Genomic DNA, 18,346 nt, shown 5'->3' with positions numbered 1-18,346 from the left:
CAGCACTTCCGGCCGGCCCCGCTCCCCCGGCGCGGCCGTGACCGGGCCCGCCGGCCCTCGCCGCCGCCCGGGCCGATGTTTCAAGACTATTGGCGGAAATCGGGCTAACCTGATTTTCGTGTCTCATCATCGCCTGACGCCAAGCGTCCGCCAGCAACAGAACCAGCTTGCCCAGGCGCTCAATGCATTGCGCACCACCCTGGAGCTGCCGGGACCGTTCCCGGAAGATGTGCTCCGGGATGCCGAGGCTGCCGTAGCCAGCCACGAACTGCCGGAACTGGACCTCACGCATGTGGACTTTGTGACCATCGACCCGGCGTCCTCGACGGACCTGGACCAGGCGTTGTTCATCGATCGCGCAGGCGAGGGCTATAAGGTTTTCTACGCCATCGCCGATGTCCCCTCCTTCGTGGCCCCCGGCAGTGCCCTCGACGCCGAGACCCGCCGACGCGGGCAGACGTTCTACACCCCGGAGGGCAGGATTCCGCTGCACCCTGAGGTGATCAGTGAAGCGGCGGGCAGCCTCTTGGCAGGCCAGCTTTGCGCGGCGTTCGTCTGGGAGTTTGAGTTGGACGGCGCCGCCGAGGTCACCACCGTGCTGGTGCGGCGAGCGCAGGTCCGCAGCCGGGCCAAGCTGAGCTACGCCGGGGTTCAGGCCGAGCTCGACGGCGGCACCGCGGACCCGTTGCTTCAGCTGCTCCGGGAGGTCGGCAGCAAGCGGGTGGAACTGGAGCGGCTGCGCGGCGGAGCGAGCCTGAACATGCCGGACCAGGAAATCGAGCAGCTCCCCGACGGCGGCTACCGGATCGTCGCCGCCCCGCCGCTTCCAGTGGAGGACTGGAACGCGCAGATCTCGCTGATGACCGGCATGGCCGCCGCAGGCCTCATGCTTGAAGGCAAGGTCGGCATCCTGCGCACCATGCCAGCCCCGGACGAGAGCTCGCTGCGGCACTTCCGGCGCCAGACCGGCGCCCTGGGCAAGCCGTGGGACGGGCAGATCAGTTACGGGGAGTACCTTCGCACCCTGGACCCGACGGACCCGCGCCAGCTGGCGATCGTGCACTCGGCCGGCATGCTGTTCCGCGGCGCCGGCTACACGCCCTTCGACGGCGACGTCCCCGAGGATGCCCTCCAGTCGGCCATCGGCGCGGCGTACGCCCACTCGACGGCCCCGCTGCGGCGCCTGATCGACCGTTTCGTCCTGGTGATCTGCGAGGCCCTTTCCAACGGCTCCGAGGTTCCCGCGTGGGCCCGGGAGGCGCTGCCGTCGCTGCCGGCCATCATGGCGGCCTCGGACCAACTGGCCGCCAAGCTGGAGCGGCTGTCCCTGGACACGGTGGAGGCCGCGCTGCTGAGCAACCACATCGGGCAGGAGTTCGACGCCGTCGTCATCTCCGGCTCCAAACCCGCCAAAAACGGCATGGCCAACGGCACGGGAAGCAGCAACGGCAACGGCAAGGGGAACGGCAATGGTCCTTCCGGGATCGTGCAGATTGCTGAGCCCGCCGTCACCGCCCGCTGCCCCGGCGAGCTGCAGTCCGGCACCCAGGTCCGGGTCCGGGTGGTGTCCTCAGACATCGCGGCGCGGGAGGTGCGGCTCGAACTGGTCGGCTGATTTTTGTCGCCGGGCGCCCTGCCCGGCGGCGGTGGTGCCGCGCCGCCCGCCGCGTCCGGTCGAGGATCCGAACGCCGAACAGCTAGACTGGAAGGGTAGTAATGGATGCCCGGTCGTTGATTTCCAAGTATTTCGAATTCAACAAGCCCGCCCCTACGCGATCTTGAGACACACCCGCTGGTCCCAGTGCCAGCAACCAGATAGCCCGCGATCGGCTTCCGCTGGACCTGCTTGCGCCCCTGAGCCTGCTCCGGAACGGCCCCCGGCCGGCCCCCGTTGAGCAAGCAGCGCAACCCAAATGAATAAGGAAACTCCCCTGTGAGTGAATTGCACACGCACCAGCTTCTGACCGACGAATCCGGCACGGAAACGCTCGAGCCGGAAGAGACCATCATCTCGACCGAAGCCCCGCACGAAATCGCGGAAAAGACCTTCGCCGACTACAACGTCCGCGCCGACATTGTTGAATCCCTCGCCGACGCCGGCATCACCCACCCCTTCCCGATCCAGGCCATGACGCTGCCCGTCGCACTCGCCGGCCAAGACATCATCGGCCAGGCTAAGACCGGCACCGGCAAAACCCTTGGCTTCGGCATTCCCGCCCTGCAGCGCGTCATCGGACGTGACGACGCCGGCTTTGACAAGCTGCCGGCGCCTGGTGCGCCGCAGGCCCTCGTGATCGTGCCGACCCGTGAGCTGGCGGTCCAGGTCGCCAATGACCTGCAGAACGCTGCCCGCAAGCGCAACGCCCGCATTACCACCATCTACGGCGGCCGCGCCTACGAGCCGCAGGTCGAGGCGCTCCAGCAGGGCGTCGAAGTTGTGGTCGGCACGCCCGGCCGCCTGATCGACCTGTACAAGCAGAAGCACCTTGTCCTGAAGAACGTCAAAATGGTCATCCTCGACGAGGCCGACGAGATGCTCGACCTCGGCTTCCTGCCGGACGTGGAGACCCTCATCGCCGGCACCCCCGCGGTCCGCCAGACCCTGCTGTTCTCCGCGACCATGCCCGGCCCCGTCGTCGCGATGGCCCGCCGCTACATGACCCAGCCCACCCACATCCGTGCAGCCGACCCCGAGGATGAGGGCCTGACCAAGCGCGACATCCGCCAGCTGATCTACCGTGCGCACAGCATGGACAAGGTCGAGGTTGTTGCCCGTATCCTCCAGGCCCGCGGCCGCGGCCGCACCATCATCTTCACCAAGACCAAGCGCACCGCCGCCAAGGTCGCCGAGGAGCTCGTCGACCGCGGCTTCGCGGCGGCCGCGATCCACGGTGATCTCGGCCAGGGCGCCCGTGAGCAGGCCCTGCGCGCCTTCCGCAACAACAAAGTGGATGTGCTGGTCGCCACCGACGTCGCCGCCCGCGGCATCGACGTCGACGACGTCACGCACGTGATCAACTACCAGTGCGTCGAGGACGAGAAGATCTACCTGCACCGCGTCGGCCGCACCGGCCGTGCAGGCAACAAGGGCACCGCCGTGACCTTCGTGGACTGGGACGACATGCCGCGCTGGGGCCTGATCAACAAAGCCCTGGGCCTGAGCGTGCCCGAGCCGGTGGAGACGTACTCCTCCTCGCCGCACCTGTTCGAGGAACTCGACATCCCTGAGGGCACCAAAGGCCGCCTGCCCCGCGACAAGCGCGTGCTGGCCGGCGTCAACGCCGAGGTCCTCGAAGACCTCGGTGAGACCGGCAAGAAGAACGCCCGCCCCAGCGGCCGCGACGGCGCACGCACCGGCTCCCGTGAAGGCGGCCGTGACGGTGCACGCAGCGGTTCCCGCGAGGGCAGCCGGACCAGTTCCCGCGAGGGCAGCCGGACCGGTTCCCGCGAGGGCAGCCGCGACAGCGGGCGCTCGGGTGAGCGCCGCCGTCGTTCGCCCGAGAAGGAGACCGCGGCCGGCCCCGCCGAGGCGACGACCCAGGCTGCGGCCCCGGCCAGCGCTCCCGCCGAGGTGGACCGGGCAACCCGCGCGCGCCGCCGCACCCGCACCCGCCGCCGCAACGGCGAAGTCGTGGCCGGCGAAACGCAGGGCAACGCCCCGGCCCGCGGCACCGAGGCCTAACCCGCTTCATGGCTAACACCGTCTGGGCGCCGGACGGCAGCAACCTGGTGGTTCACGCGGACAACGCGGAGTACCTCCCGACGCTGCCGGACGGCGCCTTCACACTCATTTACGTGGATCCGCCCTTCAACACCGGCCGGGTCCAGAAGCGCCAGGAAACCAAGATGGTGCTTAACGCCGGGGGCGAGGGCGACCGCGTCGGCTTCAAGGGCCGGTCCTACGACACCATCAAGGGCGCGCTGCACAGCTACGACGACGCGTTCAGCGACTACTGGTCCTTTTTGGAGCCGAGGCTCATCGAGGCTTGGCGGCTGCTCGCCGACAACGGGACGCTGTACCTGCACCTGGACTACCGCGAGGTGCACTACGCCAAGGTGATGCTGGACGCGATCTTCGGCCGGGAATGCTTCCTGAACGAGATCATCTGGGCCTACGACTACGGTGCCCGCGCCAAGTTCCGCTGGCCCACGAAGCACGACAACATCCTCGTGTACGTGAAGAACCCGGCGAAGTACCATTTCGACAGCGCCGAGGTGGACCGTGAGCCGTACATGGCGCCCGGACTGGTGACGCCCGCCAAACGGGAACTGGGCAAGCTGCCCACCGATGTCTGGTGGCACACCATCGTTTCACCCACCGGCAGGGAAAAGACGGGGTATCCGACGCAAAAGCCGGAGGGCCTGATCCGCCGCGTGGTGGCCGCGTCCAGCCGGCCGGGCGACTGGTGCCTGGACTTCTTCGCGGGCTCGGGAACACTGGGCGCCGTGGCGGCCAAGCTCAACCGCAGGTTCGTCTGCGTGGACCAGAACCAGGCCGCGGTCGACGTCATGGCCAAACGGCTGGCGGCGAGCGCCTGCTTCACCGCGCTGCCGGATGCCCGGCCCGCGCCGGCCGGGGCAACCCCGGTCGGGCGAGGTGTGTCAGGTCCAGCTGGTGACGAAGGCGTGGACTGAGTCGGCGATCATCTGCACCGCAATCGCGGAAAGCAGCAGGCCGGCGATCCGAGTGACCAGTTCGACGCCGTTCTCCCCCAGGACGCGCTGCACGACGCCGGCGAACCGCATGGCCAGGTAAAGGGACGCGAGCGTCACAGCAATCCCGAGCCCGACGGCGAGGTACTGAGACATGCTGCCGGAGCGCTGGACGAACACCATCACCGCGACGATCGCGCCGGGCCCCGCCATCAGCGGCGTCCCCAGCGGCACGAACGCGACGTTCTTGTACTTCGTTGCGTTTTCCTCACCGCCGGTGGAACCGGTAAGCAGCTGCAGGGCGATCAGGACCAGCAGCAGGCCGCCGGCGCCCTGCAGCGCGGCCAGCGAAATGTGCATGTAGTTGAGGATGGACTGCCCGAAAATGGCGAAGGTCACGATCACGCCGGTGGCCACCAGCAGCGCCTGAAGGGCCGACAGGTTGCGGTCGCGGGCGTCCATCTGGGCTGTCAGGGACATGAAAATCGGCACCGTCCCGGGCGGATCCATGATCACGAACAGCGTGACGATGACGGAGGCGAGGAGTTGGAGGTCGATCCACTCCATCAGCGCACCACGGAGGATCCGGTTCCCAGCTCCTCAATCCGGGCCAGCGCCTCCGGGGAGGTTAGGTTCTCGCCGAACAGGTTGGGCTTCCCGGCCCCGTGGTAGTCGGAGGACCCGGTGATCAGCAGGCCGTGCCGTTCAGCGAGGCCGCGCAGGAAGGCGCGGCCCTCCTCCGGGTTGTCCCGGTGGTCGACCTCCAGGCCGGCCAGCCCGGCGTCGATCATCTCCCGGTAGGTCCGGTCCCCCACGATCCGTCCGCGGGAGGACGCTACCGGGTGCGCGAAGACCGGCACGCCCCCGGCAGCGCGGACGAGTTCGACGGCGACCGCGGGCTCCGGCGCATAGTGCTGCACCCAGTAGCGGGAGCGCGAAGTCAGGATCGTGTCGAAGGCTTCGGTACGGTCGGCGACGACGCCGGCGGCGACGAGGGCGTCGGCGATGTGCGGCCGGCCGAGGGTGGCGCCGGGGGCCACATGGTGGATGACGTCGTCCCAGCTCAGCGGGTAATCCTCGGCGAGCAGGCTGACCATGCGTTCAGCGCGGGTGAAGCGGGCGTCTTTGGCCTTGGTGATCTCCTCCAGCAGCCCGGGGTGCGCCGGGTCGTGCAGGTAGCTGAGCAGGTGCACGCTGATGCCCTCACTGGTCCGGCAGGACACCTCCATCCCGGGGACCATGGCCAGGCCGAGCTTGCGGGCCGCCGCCGCCGCTTCTGCCCAGCCGTCGGTGGAGTCGTGGTCGGTCAGGGCGACGACGTCGAGGCCGGCCTCGGCAGCGGACGCGATCACCGCTGCGGGAGCTTGGGTGCCGTCGGAAACATTCGAGTGGGCATGCAGGTCAATCCTCACCTGCCCAGCCTAGTAGATCCGCCGGGGCGGCTTGTTGGCCTATCGCCAGCCGCTGGTGAGACGATGGGTGCGTGAACGATGCAGATAACACCCAAGTCTCCGCTTCCCAGCCCCTCGAAGAGCGCGTCAACAACCGCTCCCAGCGGCCCAGTTCCGACGCTTTCAAGGCCTTCATGGCCAGCAACTGGGCGCCGGCCCAGGCGCAGCTTCCCGGGCTGGACGCCGTCGCCGGGTATGCAGCCGCCCGCCGCCGCGCCATCTCCGAGCTGTTCAAAGGTGAACGCCTAATCATCCCCGCCGGGCCGCTGAAGGTCCGTTCCAACGACTGCGACTACCGCTTCCGCCCGCACTCGGGCTTCGCGCACCTGACCGGCCTGGGCGTGGACCACGAGCCCGACGCCGTGCTCATCCTGGAACCCTCGGACGAGGGGAAGGGCGACGACGGCGGCCACCACCGCGCGACGCTGTACTTCCGGCCGCTCGCGGGCCGGGACACCGAGCAGTTCTACGCCGATTCCCGTTCCGGCGAGTTCTGGATCGGGGCCCGCCCGACGCTGGCCGAATTTGAGGCCCAGCTGGGTCTGGCGACTGCGGACCTGGCCGAACTTGAGCTGGCCATCACCAAGAACGTGGGGGCCCCGGAGATCGGCGGCATGTCGATCCGGCTGGTGCGCAAGGTGGACGAGAACATTGATGCGCTGGTGGACACCGCCCGCTACAACACCGCCAAGGACCCGGAGAACCTGGACCTCGGTGTGCTGGACGCGCTGGATGAAAAGCTCAGCGAAGCCCTCTCCGAGTTGCGCCTGATCAAAGACGAGTGGGAAATCGAGCAGATGAAGACCGCCGTGGACGCCACCGTCCAGGGCTTCACCGAAGTGGTCAAGGCTCTGCCGCGGGCCCTCACCCACCAGCGGGGCGAGCGCGTCGTCGAGGGCGCCTTCTTCGCCCGTGCCCGCGAGGAAGGCAACGAACTCGGCTACGACACCATCGCAGCCTCCGGCAACAACGCCACCGTGCTGCACTGGACCCGCAACACCGGCAAGATCAACGCCGGCGAACTGCTGCTGTTGGATGCCGGCGTCGAGGCCGAATCCCTCTACACCGCGGACATCACCCGCACCCTGCCGGCCAATGGCAGCTTCTCGGACATCCAGCGGAAGGTCTACGAGGCTGTGCTCGACGCCGCCGACGCCGGCTTCGCGGCTGCGCAGCCCGGGACGAAGTTCCGCGACATCCACACCGCAGCCACGACGGTGCTGGCCGAACGGCTGGCCGAATGGGGCCTGCTCCCGGTCTCCGTCGAGGAAGCCATCAGCGTCGAAGGCCAGCAGCACCGGCGCTGGATGCCGCACGGCACCAGCCACCACTTGGGCCTGGACGTGCACGACTGCGCGCAGGCCAAGCGTGAACTGTACCTGGACGGTGTCCTCACCCCCGGCATGGTCTTCACCATCGAACCGGGCCTGTACTTCAAGGAAGAGGACCTCGGCATCCCGGCCGAATACCGCGGCATCGGCGTCCGGATCGAAGATGACATCCTGATGACGGCCGACGGTCCGGTCAACCTCAGCGCCGCGCTGCCGCGCAAGGCCGCCGACGTCGAGTCCTGGATGGCGGGCATCTACCAGGAAGTCGACGCCCTGCGGCAGGAGTAACAGCAGCGCGCTGGAAAGCAAAAGGGAGGGCGGCCGGAACAACTCCGGCCGCCCTCCCATTTTTAAGGCGTCTCACAAGGCGTCGGCCCGCCCTGCTGGCTTTTAGCGCTGCTCGCCCTCGTCGCGGGATGCGTCGTGGCGCTTGTCCTCCTGGCGCCGGTCATCACTGACCCGGACGCCGTACTGCGGGCGGCCATCCGGCAGGTCCGGGTAGCGGACTGCGGCGGGGCGGACCTGCTGCGGTTCCGGCTCCTGCGCTGCCGGCTGCTGACCCTGGGCCGGCTGCTGCGCGGTAGCACCGGACGGACGCTGACCGTAAGGATCGCTCCAGCCGGCGGGGCGCTCCGGTGCCGGGCCCTGCTGCTGCGGGCCCTGCTGGCCCTGCTGCTGCGGACCCTGCTGGCCCTGCTGCTGGGTGCTCTGCTGGAACGGCTGGTGCTGGTGGCCCTGCTGCTGGAAGCCCGGAGACGAGGCGTCCTGCGGAGTCATCGGCAGCTGGTGCAGCAGGCGGCGGGCCTCGTGGGCGGCCTCAAACGCCACCACGACGTCGTAGTTCGTCGCCACCACCTGGCTGGTCGAGGTGAAGTCACGCTTGCCCCGCTGCATCGCGTAGGTGACGATGCCGAACAGCATGAAGAACGCCGCACCCATCAGCACCGAGCTGATGATCGAAAAATAGCCGCCCGTCGTCGAGAAGAAGGACAGCATGACCCCGACGAACAGGCCGAACCACATGCCGCTGAGCGCGCCCGAAAGGGCGACCCGGGGGTAGGTGAGCCTGCCGGTGACGCGCTCCACCATCTTCAGGTCGTTGCCGACGATTGAAACCAGCTGCACGGGAAACTGCTGGTCCGCGAGGTAGTCCACCGCCTTCTGGGCATCCAGGTACGAATTGTAGGAACCGACGGCGTCGCCCTTGGGGACTGCGCGGGACTCGTCCGCCCCGCCGGGAGCGCCGGCCTTTGGACCACCAAAAATGTTTGACATACGCCCATTCTCGCCCATCGAGCTGGGCAGCGCCTGCAAATTCCGCTAAAAGAGAGCAGACTCGGTAGCCTGTAGGAGTGAGCACAACTCTTTCGCGGGTATTTGTCGCGCGCCTTCTCGGGCTGGACGTCTTCGACCCTTTGGGCGACCGTCTGGGCCGGCTGCGCGACGTCGTGGTGCTCTCCCGCGGTAACCGCGGAGCCCCGCACGTGGTGGGCATCGTCGTCGAGGTGCCGGGCAAGAAGCGGGTCTTCGTGCCGATGACCCGCATCACTTCGATTGACCAGACCCAGGTCATCTGCACCGGGCTGGTAAACCTGCGCCGCTTCGAACAACGCGGGGCGGAAACCCTCGTCGTCGCCGAGATGTTTGACCGCCGGGTGACCCTCGCCGACGGCAGCGGGGACGCCACCATCGAGGACATCGCCATGGACCGGCACCGCTCCGGCGACTGGTTCGTCAGCAAGCTCTTCGTCCGCCGCGGCCACTCCCTCTCGCCCTTGAGCCGGCTGCGCCGCAACGAAACCATGATCATTGACTGGGCCGACGCGCAGCAGGGTGCGCGCACCGAACCCCAGGCAGCCACCCAGTTTGTCGCCACTCACGAGGACCTCAAGCCCGCGGACTTCGCGGAGGCGCTGCAGGAGATGAGCGACAAGCGCCGCTTTGAGGTCGCCAGCGAGCTCCAGGACGAACGTCTCGCCGACGTGCTGCAGGAAATGCCCGAAGGTGATCAGGTGGAGATCCTCTCAGCGCTCGACGTCGAGCGCGCCGCCGACGTGCTGGAGGAGATGGACCCCGACGACGCCGCCGACCTCCTCGCCGAGCTCCCCAGCGCGCAGGCCGAGGAACTGCTGCAGCTGATGGAACCTGAAGGCGCCGAGGACGTCCGCCGCCTGCTCGAATACGACGAAGACACCGCCGGCGGCCTGATGACCCCGGTCCCGGTCATCCTCCCCCCGGAAGCGACCGTCGCCGAGGCCCTCGCGCATGTCCGGCGCGAGGAACTGTCCCCGGCGCTGGCCTCCTCGATCTTCATCGCCCGCCCGCCGCTGGAAACCCCCACGGGCCGCTTCCTCGGCGTCGTGCACATCCAGCAGCTGCTGCGCTACCCGCCGCCGGAGCCGCTGGGCAACCTGGTGGACAAGAACCTCGAACCGCTCTCGGACCAGGCCCACATCAGCGAGGTGGCCCGCACCCTGGCGACGTACAACCTCAACTCCCTCCCCGTTGTCAACGACGACGGCAGGCTTGTCGGGGCGGTGACTGTTGATGACGTGCTTGATCATCTGTTGCCCGATGACTGGCGCGCCCACGAGGACGACGCCCCGATAAGGAAACTTGGAGGCCGCATTGGCTGATAACAGCGCACCACGGAACTCCACCGTCCGTCCGGGAGCACGGACCACCGGCAGCCTCGACACCCCGCTGAGCGGGCGGCAGCGGATCCTGCCGAAGTTCTCCCCCGACCCGGACGCCTTCGGGCACGCCACGGAGGGTTTCGCCCGGTTTATGGGCACGCCGGCGTTCCTCGTGTACATGACCGTGTTTGTGGTCTTCTGGCTGGTCTGGAACACCTTTGCGCCCCAGGATTGGCAGTTCGACTCCCAGGCGCTCGGCTACACCCTGCTGACCCTGATGTTGTCGTTGCAGGCCTCCTACGCCGCCCCGCTGCTGCTGCTCGCCCAAAACCGCCAGGATGACCGGGACCGGGTTTCGCTGCAGCAGGACCGCCAGCGCGCCGAACGGAACCTCTCCGACACCGAGTACCTCACCCGGGAGCTGGCCTCGCTGCGGATTGCCCTGCGCGAAGTCGCCACCCGCGACTACGTCAGGGCCGAGCTCCGGAGCCTGCTCGAGGACATGGTCGATGCGCAGGAGGACCTTCGCAGCCGCGATTCCGCGGCCGGGGACGCCGAGAACACGCGCGACAAAGGCAAGGAAAAGCTTCGGGAGCGCCGCGACAGGCGCAACCCCCGCACCCAGCAGATTCCCCGCGTCCCCACCGATACCACCGTTGAGCCTGCAACAACGCCGGCATCCGACGACCGGCCGGAGGGCACAGACGCCTCCGTGCCACGCCGCTCCCCCGAAAGCTGAGCCGTACCCCTATGAGCACTCCTCCGCGCCCCGCAGGCGCCTCCGCCCTGGAACAGGCCGTCGACGCGGCGCTGGCCACCGTCATCGATCCGGAGCTCCGGCGCCCCATTACCGAACTCGGCATGGTTGAGTCCGTCCGCGTGTCCGACGGCGGCCGGGTGCGGATCACCGTGCTGCTGACCATTGCCGGCTGCCCGCTCCGGGGGACAATCACGCGGGACTGCGAGGCGGCGCTGGCCGCCGTACCCGGGGTCACCGCCGTTGACGTTGATCTCAAAGTCATGACCCAGGCACAGCGCGATGCCCTCAAGGAGCAACTGCGCGGGCCCGGCGGCCAGCGCAGCATCCCGTTCAACGCGCCGGGCTCCCTGACCAAGGTGTATGCGGTGGCAAGCGGCAAGGGCGGGGTGGGGAAATCATCCGTAACGGTCAACCTCGCCTGCGCCCTCGCCGCCCAGGGACTGCGCGTGGGGATCGTCGACGCCGACGTGTACGGCTTCTCCGTGCCGGCGCTGATGGGGATTGACCAGGCGCCGACCCAGGTCGACGACATGATCCTGCCGCCGGTGGCCTACGGGGTCAAGGTGATCTCGATCGGCATGTTCGTTTCCGGCAACAAGCCGGTGGCCTGGCGCGGGCCCATGCTGCACCGCGCCCTCGAGCAGTTCCTCACGGACGTCTATTTCGGCGACCTGGACGCGCTCTTCCTGGACCTGCCGCCCGGCACCGGCGACATCGCCATTTCGATGGCGCAGCTGCTGCCGAAGGCGCAGGTCCTGGTGGTCACCACTCCGCAGGCCGCCGCCGCCGACGTCGCTGAACGGGCCGGGACGATGGCGGCCCAGTCCGGCCAAACCGTGGCCGGGGTGGTGGAAAACATGTCCTATCTGGAAATGCCCGACGGCGCCCGGATGGAGCTCTTCGGCAGCGGGGGCGGTGCCGTGCTGGCTGAGCGGCTCTCTGTCACGGCGGGTGCCGACGTGCCGCTGCTGGGCCAGATCCCGCTCGATATCCTGCTACGCGAAGGCGGCGATACCGGTGTGCCGCTGGTGCTCAGCCGGCCTGAGAGCCCGGCTGCCGTGGCGCTGGCAGGCATCGCCGGAACGTTGGCGTCCAGTCCGCGCGGACTCAACGGCGTCCGGCTGGGCCTGCAGCCGCGCTGACCCGGAAAACCAGGTTGCGGGCCTACGGGCCTAGGTGGCCTCGGAGTCGAACGGTGCCGGCTGGCCCTCGGGAAGCCGCTCGACGACGCGGGCCGGGCGGCGCTCCTCCGCTGTTGCGACAGCGGCGGGCGCTCCGGGGCTGACCGGCTTGGAGTCGTCCTCAAGGAGCGCTTCCTTGATGATCCGCCGCGGGTCGTACTGCCGGGGGTCGTATTTCTTCCAGTCCACATCGTCGATGTCGATGCCGACTTCTTCCTTGATCTGCTCGCGGGCACCGGACGCCATCCGCCGGACTTCCTTGACGATGTTGGCCAGCTTCTGCGTGTATTCGGGCAACCTGCTGGGACCGATCACCAATAGGCCGATGATCAGCAGAAGTATGAACTCCGGACCGTTGATTCCAAACACTCTAGGAAGATTACCCTCTCTGTCGGGCGCGCAACGATTCGGCTAAGCGCCTGCAGCAGGCCCTTGATCGGGCTTCCGTCCCCGCCGCGCCGGCGGCCCGGCCGCTGCCCGGGCCATACTGTCCGGTCACCGCGCCAGCAGCTCCGCCAGCCGCTGCAGGCCGCGTTCCAGCCGGGTAGGCAGAGCGCCGCCGCCGGGCGCGGCCGGGGACGCCGTAGGACGCGAACGCACGAGGGCATCGACGCCGGCGCCGGCCTGCTCGTCCGGCAGGTCCGAGACGTAGGTGAACGTGGCCGCAGGTGTTGCGTAGATGGCCCGGAACGGCGCCCGGGCGTTCACCCAGAGGACCCCCTCGGCTGGCGCAGGCTGAGGCTGTTCGGCGTCCGTCGCTGCGGTATCCGGTTTGTCAGGCACCAGCGGCGCGGCAGTGAAGCCGTCGTCGGAGGCCGGGTGGCCGGTAAGCACGTTGACCGGAACCGCGGCTGCCCGCCCGGGCCCGGCCGCCGGCCCGGAACGGCGTCCGCCGTCGCCGCTGTGCTGCTCCAGGACAGTGGCGAAGTGCCGGCCGTCGGTGAGCCGCAGTTCCAGCACCTTGGTCCCGTAGGCGATGCCGCTGCGGGCCCAGACCAGGTGGTAACCGAGTTCGCGCAGTTCCGGGCAGGTCCAGCCCTGGGCGCGGAGCCCGGCGAGCTGCCCGGCGCTGAGGGCCCCGGCGGGCGCGACGTCGGGTTCACCGCTGAGCTTCCACGCGGAACCGAAAGCGCTGTCGGGAGGCACCGCCTGGCCCGTCATCCGCCCGGGGAAAGCGGCCCCGGCTGCCGAGGCGAACGCGCCGTCGGACGTCGGCGCCACCTCGGCGCCGAGGAGGTAGGCGGCACCGCCGAGCAGCAGCGCTCCGGCAGCCACGCCACCACCGATTCCGAGGGCTAGCGGCAGGCGCTTCGGAGTCACCGGTGCCGGGCGCTGCTTGAGCACCGGCGCCGGGGTGGCCGGTTGGACCGCAGCGGGCGCCGGTGAGTCACCGTCGCTGCGGGTGGCCAGTTCCCCGGTGCGGGCCAGCAGGCGCGCCGTCAGGTCTTCACTGGCTTCCGGGACCGCCGCGCCGCGCAGCCGCTCCAGATACTGGCGTTCCCGCTGCTGCCGGGCGCGGCACGCAGTACAGCGTTCCAGGTGGTTCCGGCGCCGCTCGTGGGCCTTGCCGGCAAGCAGTGCCGCGGCAAGGCGGGCCCGGCGTGACGGACGGCCGAAATATTTGCACGAAAGGCCACGCAGTAGATGTTTCAGCTGAGCCATCGCCCGGTTCAGAGCAGGCCGGCGATCCGGGGCATCTTGAGCCGCGGCTTGAGTGTTGGTTTGGCGGTCTGTGGCGGGCGGGGGTCACGGTGCGCGAGCTTCTCGCGGAGCATCGTCCGGCCGCGGTGGATCCGGGACCTGACGGTGCCGAGCTTGACGCCCAACGCCACCGCGACCTCGTCATAGGACAGGCCCTCCAGGTCGCAGAGGACCACGGCGGCGCGGAAGTCCGGCGGCAGCTCCTCAAGGGCTGCCTGGACGTCCAGGTCAAGGTTGTTGAACTCGAAGCTCTGCTCCGGGCCGGGCTCGCGGCCCGGGATCCGCGACTCGGCGTCCTCAGCCAGCGCGTCGAAGCGGATCCGGCTCTTGCGCCGCGCCTGGTCCAGGAACAGATTGGTGGTGATGCGGTGCAGCCAGCCGTCGAGGGTGCCCGGTTTGAAGTTTTCCAGCGAGCGGAACACCCGCACGAAGACCTCCTGGGTGAGGTCCTCGGCGTCGTACTTGTTGCCGGTCAGCCGGTACGCCAGCCGGTAGACCTTCGCGGAGTGGTTGGTGACCACTTCTTCCCACGTCGGCCGGACCCACTCAGCCTCGGCCGTGGGCTGGGACTCATCAGTTGCCGGGACAGCGGCCAGAGCCGACATTGCCCACTCCCCTCGCGGATGGTGTTACGTCTGGACGGCGCTTGCTGCTGCAAGCTGCTACACCCTGAATTCGACGCCGATCACCACGCGGATGAGCGGATATCCATCATTTCAAAACAAGCTGGGAAATTCCTGACGTTGCGGACTCTTCCGCCGACGGCGCAAGCCGCACCGGAACAGCCTGCCAGACCCAGTACGCTGTATGAAACACTCCCCTCCTGCCCGGAAAGCGATACCCATGAGCGCCGATAAGTCCACGAGCTGGTCCTACGCAGAAGATCTGCCTGCCGAGGACGAGGTTTTGTTGCACGCGCGCGAACGGTCTTTCGAACTGGGCGTCACTCCGGTCGGACCCGGCGTCGGCGCCGTCCTGACCGTCCTTGCTGCCGCCTCCAAGGCGCAGACCGCGGTGGAAATCGGCACCGGCGCCGGCGTGTCCGGGGTCTGCATCCTCCGCGGGCTTGGCCCGCAGGCCGTCCTGACCACCATCGACGTCGACGTCGAGCACCTCCGCGCCGCGCGCGAGGCGTTCCACGAGGCAGGCAGCCCGGCCAACCGCACCCGCACGATCTCCGGCCGCGCCGGCGACGTGCTGCCGCGCCTCACTGACGGCGCCTACGACCTGGTGTTCATCGATGCGGACAAGCCGAACTACCCCCGCTACGTGGAACAGGCCATTCGGTTGTTGAAGTCCGGCGGGCTGCTGATCGTCAACGATGCGCTGGACAAGGACCGCGTCTCCAACCCTGCGGCCCGGGACGCGACCACCGTGGTGCTGCGCCAGATCGGGAAGGCCATCCGCGACGACGAGCGCCTCGCCTCCGCGATGCTGCCCACCGGCGACGGCCTGCTGGTCGCAGTCAAGAAATAGGCCGGAGGCAAGGAAGAGCCCGCTGCCGGCGGCAGCGGGCCCTTATCCCGGTGAAGCGTTCCCGCGCCTGCCAGGCGAAGGCTATTCGGTAACGCCGACCAGGCATTCCTTCAGGTTCGTTGCTTCTGCAGCGTTGAGTTCGACGACAAGCCGTCCCCCGCCTTCGAGCGGAACACGCATGATCAGGCTGCGACCCTCTTTGGTCACTTCCATAGGTCCGTCGCCGGTGCGTGGTTTCATAGCCGCCATGAGGAATATCCCCCTTAGTAGTCCCGTGACTTTCCAGCCCGGCCGGGCTGTGTCCGCTTAGTCAACAACCGCCCGGCGGCTGTGTCGGCAGCCGCCGGGGCTCAATACTCAGTTTTCCTTGCTTAGGGACATTATCTCGTAATTACGGGCGTGTAGCTAATCGTTGGACTTTCTCCGCGCGTTGGAAACGCCGGTTGCCCGGCCCAAAAAGGTGCCCGCCGTCACGGCGGGTAGTCGCCACCGCCGGGCAGCTGCGCCCACGCCCAAAGCCACACCACCCACACCAGCTGCAACAGCAAAAACATGACGACGACGGTCCCGCGGTAGGCCCGGGACCGGGAAACCAGTGCAGCGCTGAGCGCCAGCGGGAACAGCGGCAGCAGCATCCGGAAAGTGCTGGTCTGCGGGTGCAGGAATACCAGCAGGTACCCCGTGTAGCAAATGCACCAGAGCCGCAGCTCCGCCCCCAGCGCCGCGACCGGCCTGGACATCATCAGCAGGGCGAAGGCAGCCACGAAGACAAACGGCGCCAACAGCCCGAGACCGGGTCCGAAAAGCTGGATCCCGGTATCGAACCAGGGCTTGAACGGCACCAGGTCCTGGCCGCGCCAGACGGTCTCGGTCTTGGTGTAGGCCTGGACGTCGCCGGTGGTGGCCCACGCGATGGCGGGCCACAGCAGCGCACCCAGGCCGGCGGCAGCCGTCAGGCCTGTCAGCGACCAGAGCTCAGCAGCGTTGTGTGGCACCTCCTCGGCGACGGGGCCGCCCGCCCGCGGCAGGCCCTGAAACCGCAGGCGTAGATACGGGTACAGGCGCCACAGCAGCAACAGGCCGGCCATCGCTGCGAAGGGCACCCCGGTGGGCCGGGACAGGCACATCAGCAACACCACGGGAATGGCCCACAGATAGCGCCTGCGCATCACCATCAGGAGCGCCGCGGCAAGCAGCAGAAGGTTTAGCGACTCTGCGTAAGGTACCTGCAGGACCGGAGCGACAGGGAAAACGGAGAAGAACACCGAACCCCACAGTGCCGTGCGGTGCGCTGACTTGAGCCGGAACAGGCGGTAGATCACCAGCGACGCCGCGAGGCCGGAGAGCATCGCGATGACTGTCAGCGAGGCGGCCGGAGCAGCCCCGGTCAGCCCGCTGAGGGACCGGCCCAGCAGCGGAAAGAGCGGGTAGAACGCCCACGCGTTTTCTTTGACGTTGCCCGCCTCATCGACCGGCAACTGGGTGGGGTAGCCGTTGCTGAGCGCTTCTCCGTACCAACGGGCGTCCCAGATGTTGATGAAGTTCCAGTAGTCCGGCCTGGGCGGAAACCATGGGTTGACCCCCTGGTGCAGCGCCGCGGCCATGAAGATGCAGGCACTGACCAGACGGGCGGCGACGTACAGTCCCCCGACCTGCAGCCACCAGGGCCAGCGCGCGGCACGGTTGCCGGCAGCAGCGATCCGGCCCCAGACGGCAGTGTTAAGACTCTCCTGCGCCGTTTCGTTCACGGCGCAGGATCCGGCGCCGGATCCCGGTGCGGGCGCTCCCCGCGGGGATGGTTCCGCCGGGGGCGCTCCACACGTTCCGGCTCCGCCTGTTCCGAATCCGGCCGCTCCGGCCGTTCCCGTTCCGCCCGGAGCGCGGCAATTTCACGGTCCTTCCGCGCGATCTGGTCCCGCAGCTCGTCGAGGACCTGGTCCACCTGGTCCATCCGGTAGCCACGCACGCCGACGGCGAAGCGGATCCGGTCCAGGTCTGCGGGTTCGGCATCGGCAGGCAGCAGCACCGGCGGCAGCGAAGCCACCGGCTCGTCGAATCCGTCCTCGAAAGCCCGCCCGCCCGCGCGGCGGCGGAAAATTCTCTGGGCCAAGTCGGTACCGAGGAGGATGGCGACGGCGGCCAGCACGATCGCCACGAAGACCAGGAAGAAACTCACAGGTCCCATGGTGCCAGACAAGGCTGGGCGGGGACGATCAGGCCCGCGGGCCGCTGCCGCTGCCTGTGGGCGTGCTGCCGCTCCCCGCAGCCGGGCCGGTGCCGCCCGGGTTGCGGTGGCGGGCGGCGCCTTCGGCGATGAGTTCCACGGCGAGCGCCGGATCGTCGACCACTTGGACGAGGTCGAGGTCCTCCTCTGCCATCATGCCTTCGGCGACAAGGGTGGTCTGGATCCATTCCATCATCGGGCTCCAGAACGCCGTGCCGATCAACACGATCGGGAAGGAGGTGACTTTACGCGTCTGGACCAGGACCATGGCTTCGAAGAGCTCGTCGAGGGTGCCGAGGCCTCCGGGGAGCACAATGAAGCCCTGGGCGTACTTCACGAACATGGTTTTGCGGGCGAAAAAGTAACGGAAGTTGATGCCCAGGTCCACCCACTGGTTCATGCCCTGCTCGAAGGGCAGCTCAATCCCGAGGCCAACCGAGACACCGTTGCCCTGCACGGCGCCCTTGTTGGCCGCCTCCATGGACCCTGGGCCGCCGCCGGTGATGACAGCGAGGCCGGCCTCGGCCAGCTTGCGGCCCACCTCCACGCCGAGTTCGTAGTTGACGCTGCCCGGCTGCGTCCTCGCGGAACCGAAAACGCTGACGGCGGGCCCGAGGTCGGCGAGCGCGCCGAAGCCTTCCACGAATTCACTCTGGATCCGCAGCACCCGCCACGGGTCTGTGTGCACGAACTGGCCCGGTCCCTTGGTGTCCAGCAGTGTCTGGTCGGACATGGTGACCTTGGCCGCCTTGCGGCGCAGCTCGAGCGGCCCCTTATGCCGGATGCCGTTGGCCGGCGGGGCGTCCCGACGCCCCGAGCCTGGGGTGCCGGCTGGGTTCTGCTCTGGCGTGGGCTGCGGCTCGGTACTCATGTCCTTAGGCTAACGCGCGGATCAGCGGGCCGGCTGCCGTGGCGCTTCGGGGCCGCCCGGGG

The 18,346-nt window shown here is 68.5% G+C and carries 18 protein-coding genes; 8 read left to right on the top strand and 10 right to left on the bottom strand.

The window, feature by feature from the left end:
• The first annotated feature begins 118 nt into the window (after positions 1-118).
• The 3 genes from QFZ61_RS08325 to QFZ61_RS08315 all read left to right on the top strand — a co-directional run bounded on the left by QFZ61_RS08325 (position 119) and on the right by QFZ61_RS08315 (position 4,635).
• A complete protein-coding gene (locus QFZ61_RS08325; RefSeq protein WP_307035041.1) occupies positions 119-1,615 on the top strand; it encodes an RNB domain-containing ribonuclease in 1,497 nt (498 codons plus the stop codon).
• A gap of 318 nt (positions 1,616-1,933) precedes the next feature.
• Complete coding sequence (locus QFZ61_RS08320) at positions 1,934-3,682, top strand: DEAD/DEAH box helicase (RefSeq protein ID WP_307035039.1); 1,749 nt, start codon at positions 1,934-1,936, stop codon at positions 3,680-3,682.
• An 8-nt stretch (positions 3,683-3,690) separates the two neighbouring features.
• A complete protein-coding gene (locus QFZ61_RS08315) occupies positions 3,691-4,635 on the top strand; it encodes a site-specific DNA-methyltransferase (RefSeq protein WP_307035037.1) in 945 nt (314 codons plus the stop codon).
• Here QFZ61_RS08315 and QFZ61_RS08310 read toward each other — a convergent pair.
• The gene (locus tag QFZ61_RS08310; RefSeq protein ID WP_307038068.1) at positions 4,603-5,211 is read right to left on the bottom strand and encodes a MarC family protein; all 609 of its coding nucleotides are present in this window, start codon (positions 5,209-5,211) and stop codon (positions 4,603-4,605) included. The two genes, QFZ61_RS08315 and QFZ61_RS08310, sit on opposite strands and share 33 nt — an antisense overlap.
• Before the next feature lie 8 nt (positions 5,212-5,219).
• Positions 5,220-6,065, bottom strand: a complete 846-nt coding sequence (locus QFZ61_RS08305; protein ID WP_307035034.1) for a PHP domain-containing protein — start codon at positions 6,063-6,065, stop codon at positions 5,220-5,222.
• A gap of 71 nt (positions 6,066-6,136) precedes the next feature.
• Between QFZ61_RS08305 and QFZ61_RS08300 the strand changes: the two genes are divergently transcribed.
• A complete protein-coding gene (locus QFZ61_RS08300) occupies positions 6,137-7,723 on the top strand; it encodes an aminopeptidase P family protein (protein WP_307035032.1) in 1,587 nt (528 codons plus the stop codon).
• Positions 7,724-7,825: 102 nt separating this feature from the next.
• Here the strand turns inward: QFZ61_RS08300 and QFZ61_RS08295 are convergent, their stop codons facing one another.
• The gene (locus tag QFZ61_RS08295; protein ID WP_307035029.1) at positions 7,826-8,710 is read right to left on the bottom strand and encodes a general stress protein; all 885 of its coding nucleotides are present in this window, start codon (positions 8,708-8,710) and stop codon (positions 7,826-7,828) included.
• A 77-nt stretch (positions 8,711-8,787) separates the two neighbouring features.
• Here QFZ61_RS08295 and QFZ61_RS08290 point away from each other — a divergent pair, with 77 nt between their 5' ends.
• Genes QFZ61_RS08290 through QFZ61_RS08280 form a run of 3 tightly spaced genes read left to right on the top strand, consistent with a single transcriptional unit; the run spans position 8,788 to position 11,973 of the window.
• Positions 8,788-10,071 carry a magnesium transporter MgtE N-terminal domain-containing protein gene (locus QFZ61_RS08290; RefSeq protein ID WP_307035027.1) on the top strand — a complete coding sequence of 428 codons (1,284 nt, stop codon included), beginning with the start codon at positions 8,788-8,790 and terminating at the stop codon, positions 10,069-10,071.
• Positions 10,052-10,810: a DUF1003 domain-containing protein gene (locus QFZ61_RS08285; RefSeq protein ID WP_307035025.1), complete on the top strand. Its 759-nt coding sequence runs from the start codon at positions 10,052-10,054 to the stop codon at positions 10,808-10,810. The genes QFZ61_RS08290 and QFZ61_RS08285 overlap by 20 nt, the downstream gene beginning before the upstream one ends.
• Positions 10,811-10,821: 11 nt before the next feature.
• Positions 10,822-11,973 (top strand): Mrp/NBP35 family ATP-binding protein, encoded by a 1,152-nt coding sequence (locus QFZ61_RS08280; protein ID WP_307035023.1) that lies wholly within the window; start codon positions 10,822-10,824, stop codon positions 11,971-11,973.
• 30 nt (positions 11,974-12,003) lie between these two features.
• Here the strand turns inward: QFZ61_RS08280 and QFZ61_RS08275 are convergent, their stop codons facing one another.
• The 3 genes from QFZ61_RS08275 to sigE form a co-directional block, all read right to left on the bottom strand.
• On the bottom strand, positions 12,004-12,381 hold the full coding sequence (locus tag QFZ61_RS08275; protein WP_307035021.1) for a twin-arginine translocase TatA/TatE family subunit: 378 nt from the start codon (positions 12,379-12,381) through the stop codon (positions 12,004-12,006).
• A gap of 126 nt (positions 12,382-12,507) precedes the next feature.
• Complete coding sequence (locus QFZ61_RS08270; protein WP_307035019.1) at positions 12,508-13,674, bottom strand: hypothetical protein; 1,167 nt, start codon at positions 13,672-13,674, stop codon at positions 12,508-12,510.
• An 8-nt stretch (positions 13,675-13,682) separates the two neighbouring features.
• Entirely contained in the window at positions 13,683-14,318 is a 636-nt protein-coding gene (gene sigE / locus QFZ61_RS08265) for an RNA polymerase sigma factor SigE (protein WP_307035017.1), read from the bottom strand.
• A 238-nt stretch (positions 14,319-14,556) separates the two neighbouring features.
• Here sigE and QFZ61_RS08260 point away from each other — a divergent pair, with 238 nt between their 5' ends.
• A complete protein-coding gene (locus QFZ61_RS08260) occupies positions 14,557-15,189 on the top strand; it encodes an O-methyltransferase (RefSeq protein ID WP_307035015.1) in 633 nt (210 codons plus the stop codon).
• 81 nt (positions 15,190-15,270) lie between these two features.
• Here QFZ61_RS08260 and QFZ61_RS08255 read toward each other — a convergent pair whose 3' ends face one another.
• From QFZ61_RS08255 to QFZ61_RS08240, 4 genes are all read right to left on the bottom strand, one after another.
• Positions 15,271-15,438, bottom strand: coding sequence for a DUF3117 domain-containing protein (locus tag QFZ61_RS08255; RefSeq protein ID WP_079550332.1), 168 nt, complete (start codon positions 15,436-15,438; stop codon positions 15,271-15,273).
• 221 nt (positions 15,439-15,659) lie between these two features.
• Entirely contained in the window at positions 15,660-16,937 is a 1,278-nt protein-coding gene (locus tag QFZ61_RS08250; RefSeq protein ID WP_373427140.1) for a hypothetical protein, read from the bottom strand.
• Positions 16,934-17,374: a DivIVA domain-containing protein gene (locus QFZ61_RS08245; protein WP_307035012.1), complete on the bottom strand. Its 441-nt coding sequence runs from the start codon at positions 17,372-17,374 to the stop codon at positions 16,934-16,936. The genes QFZ61_RS08250 and QFZ61_RS08245 overlap by 4 nt, the downstream gene beginning before the upstream one ends.
• 28 nt (positions 17,375-17,402) lie before the next feature.
• Positions 17,403-18,284 carry a TIGR00730 family Rossman fold protein gene (locus QFZ61_RS08240; RefSeq protein ID WP_307035010.1) on the bottom strand — a complete coding sequence of 294 codons (882 nt, stop codon included), beginning with the start codon at positions 18,282-18,284 and terminating at the stop codon, positions 17,403-17,405.
• Positions 18,285-18,346 lie beyond the last annotated feature (62 nt).

This window comes from Arthrobacter sp. B3I4 (assembly GCF_030816855.1).
GTDB lineage: Bacteria > Actinomycetota > Actinomycetes > Actinomycetales > Micrococcaceae > Arthrobacter.
The sequence above is the reverse complement of the archived record's forward strand: the minus strand, read 5'-3'. Positions and strand labels throughout refer to the sequence as shown.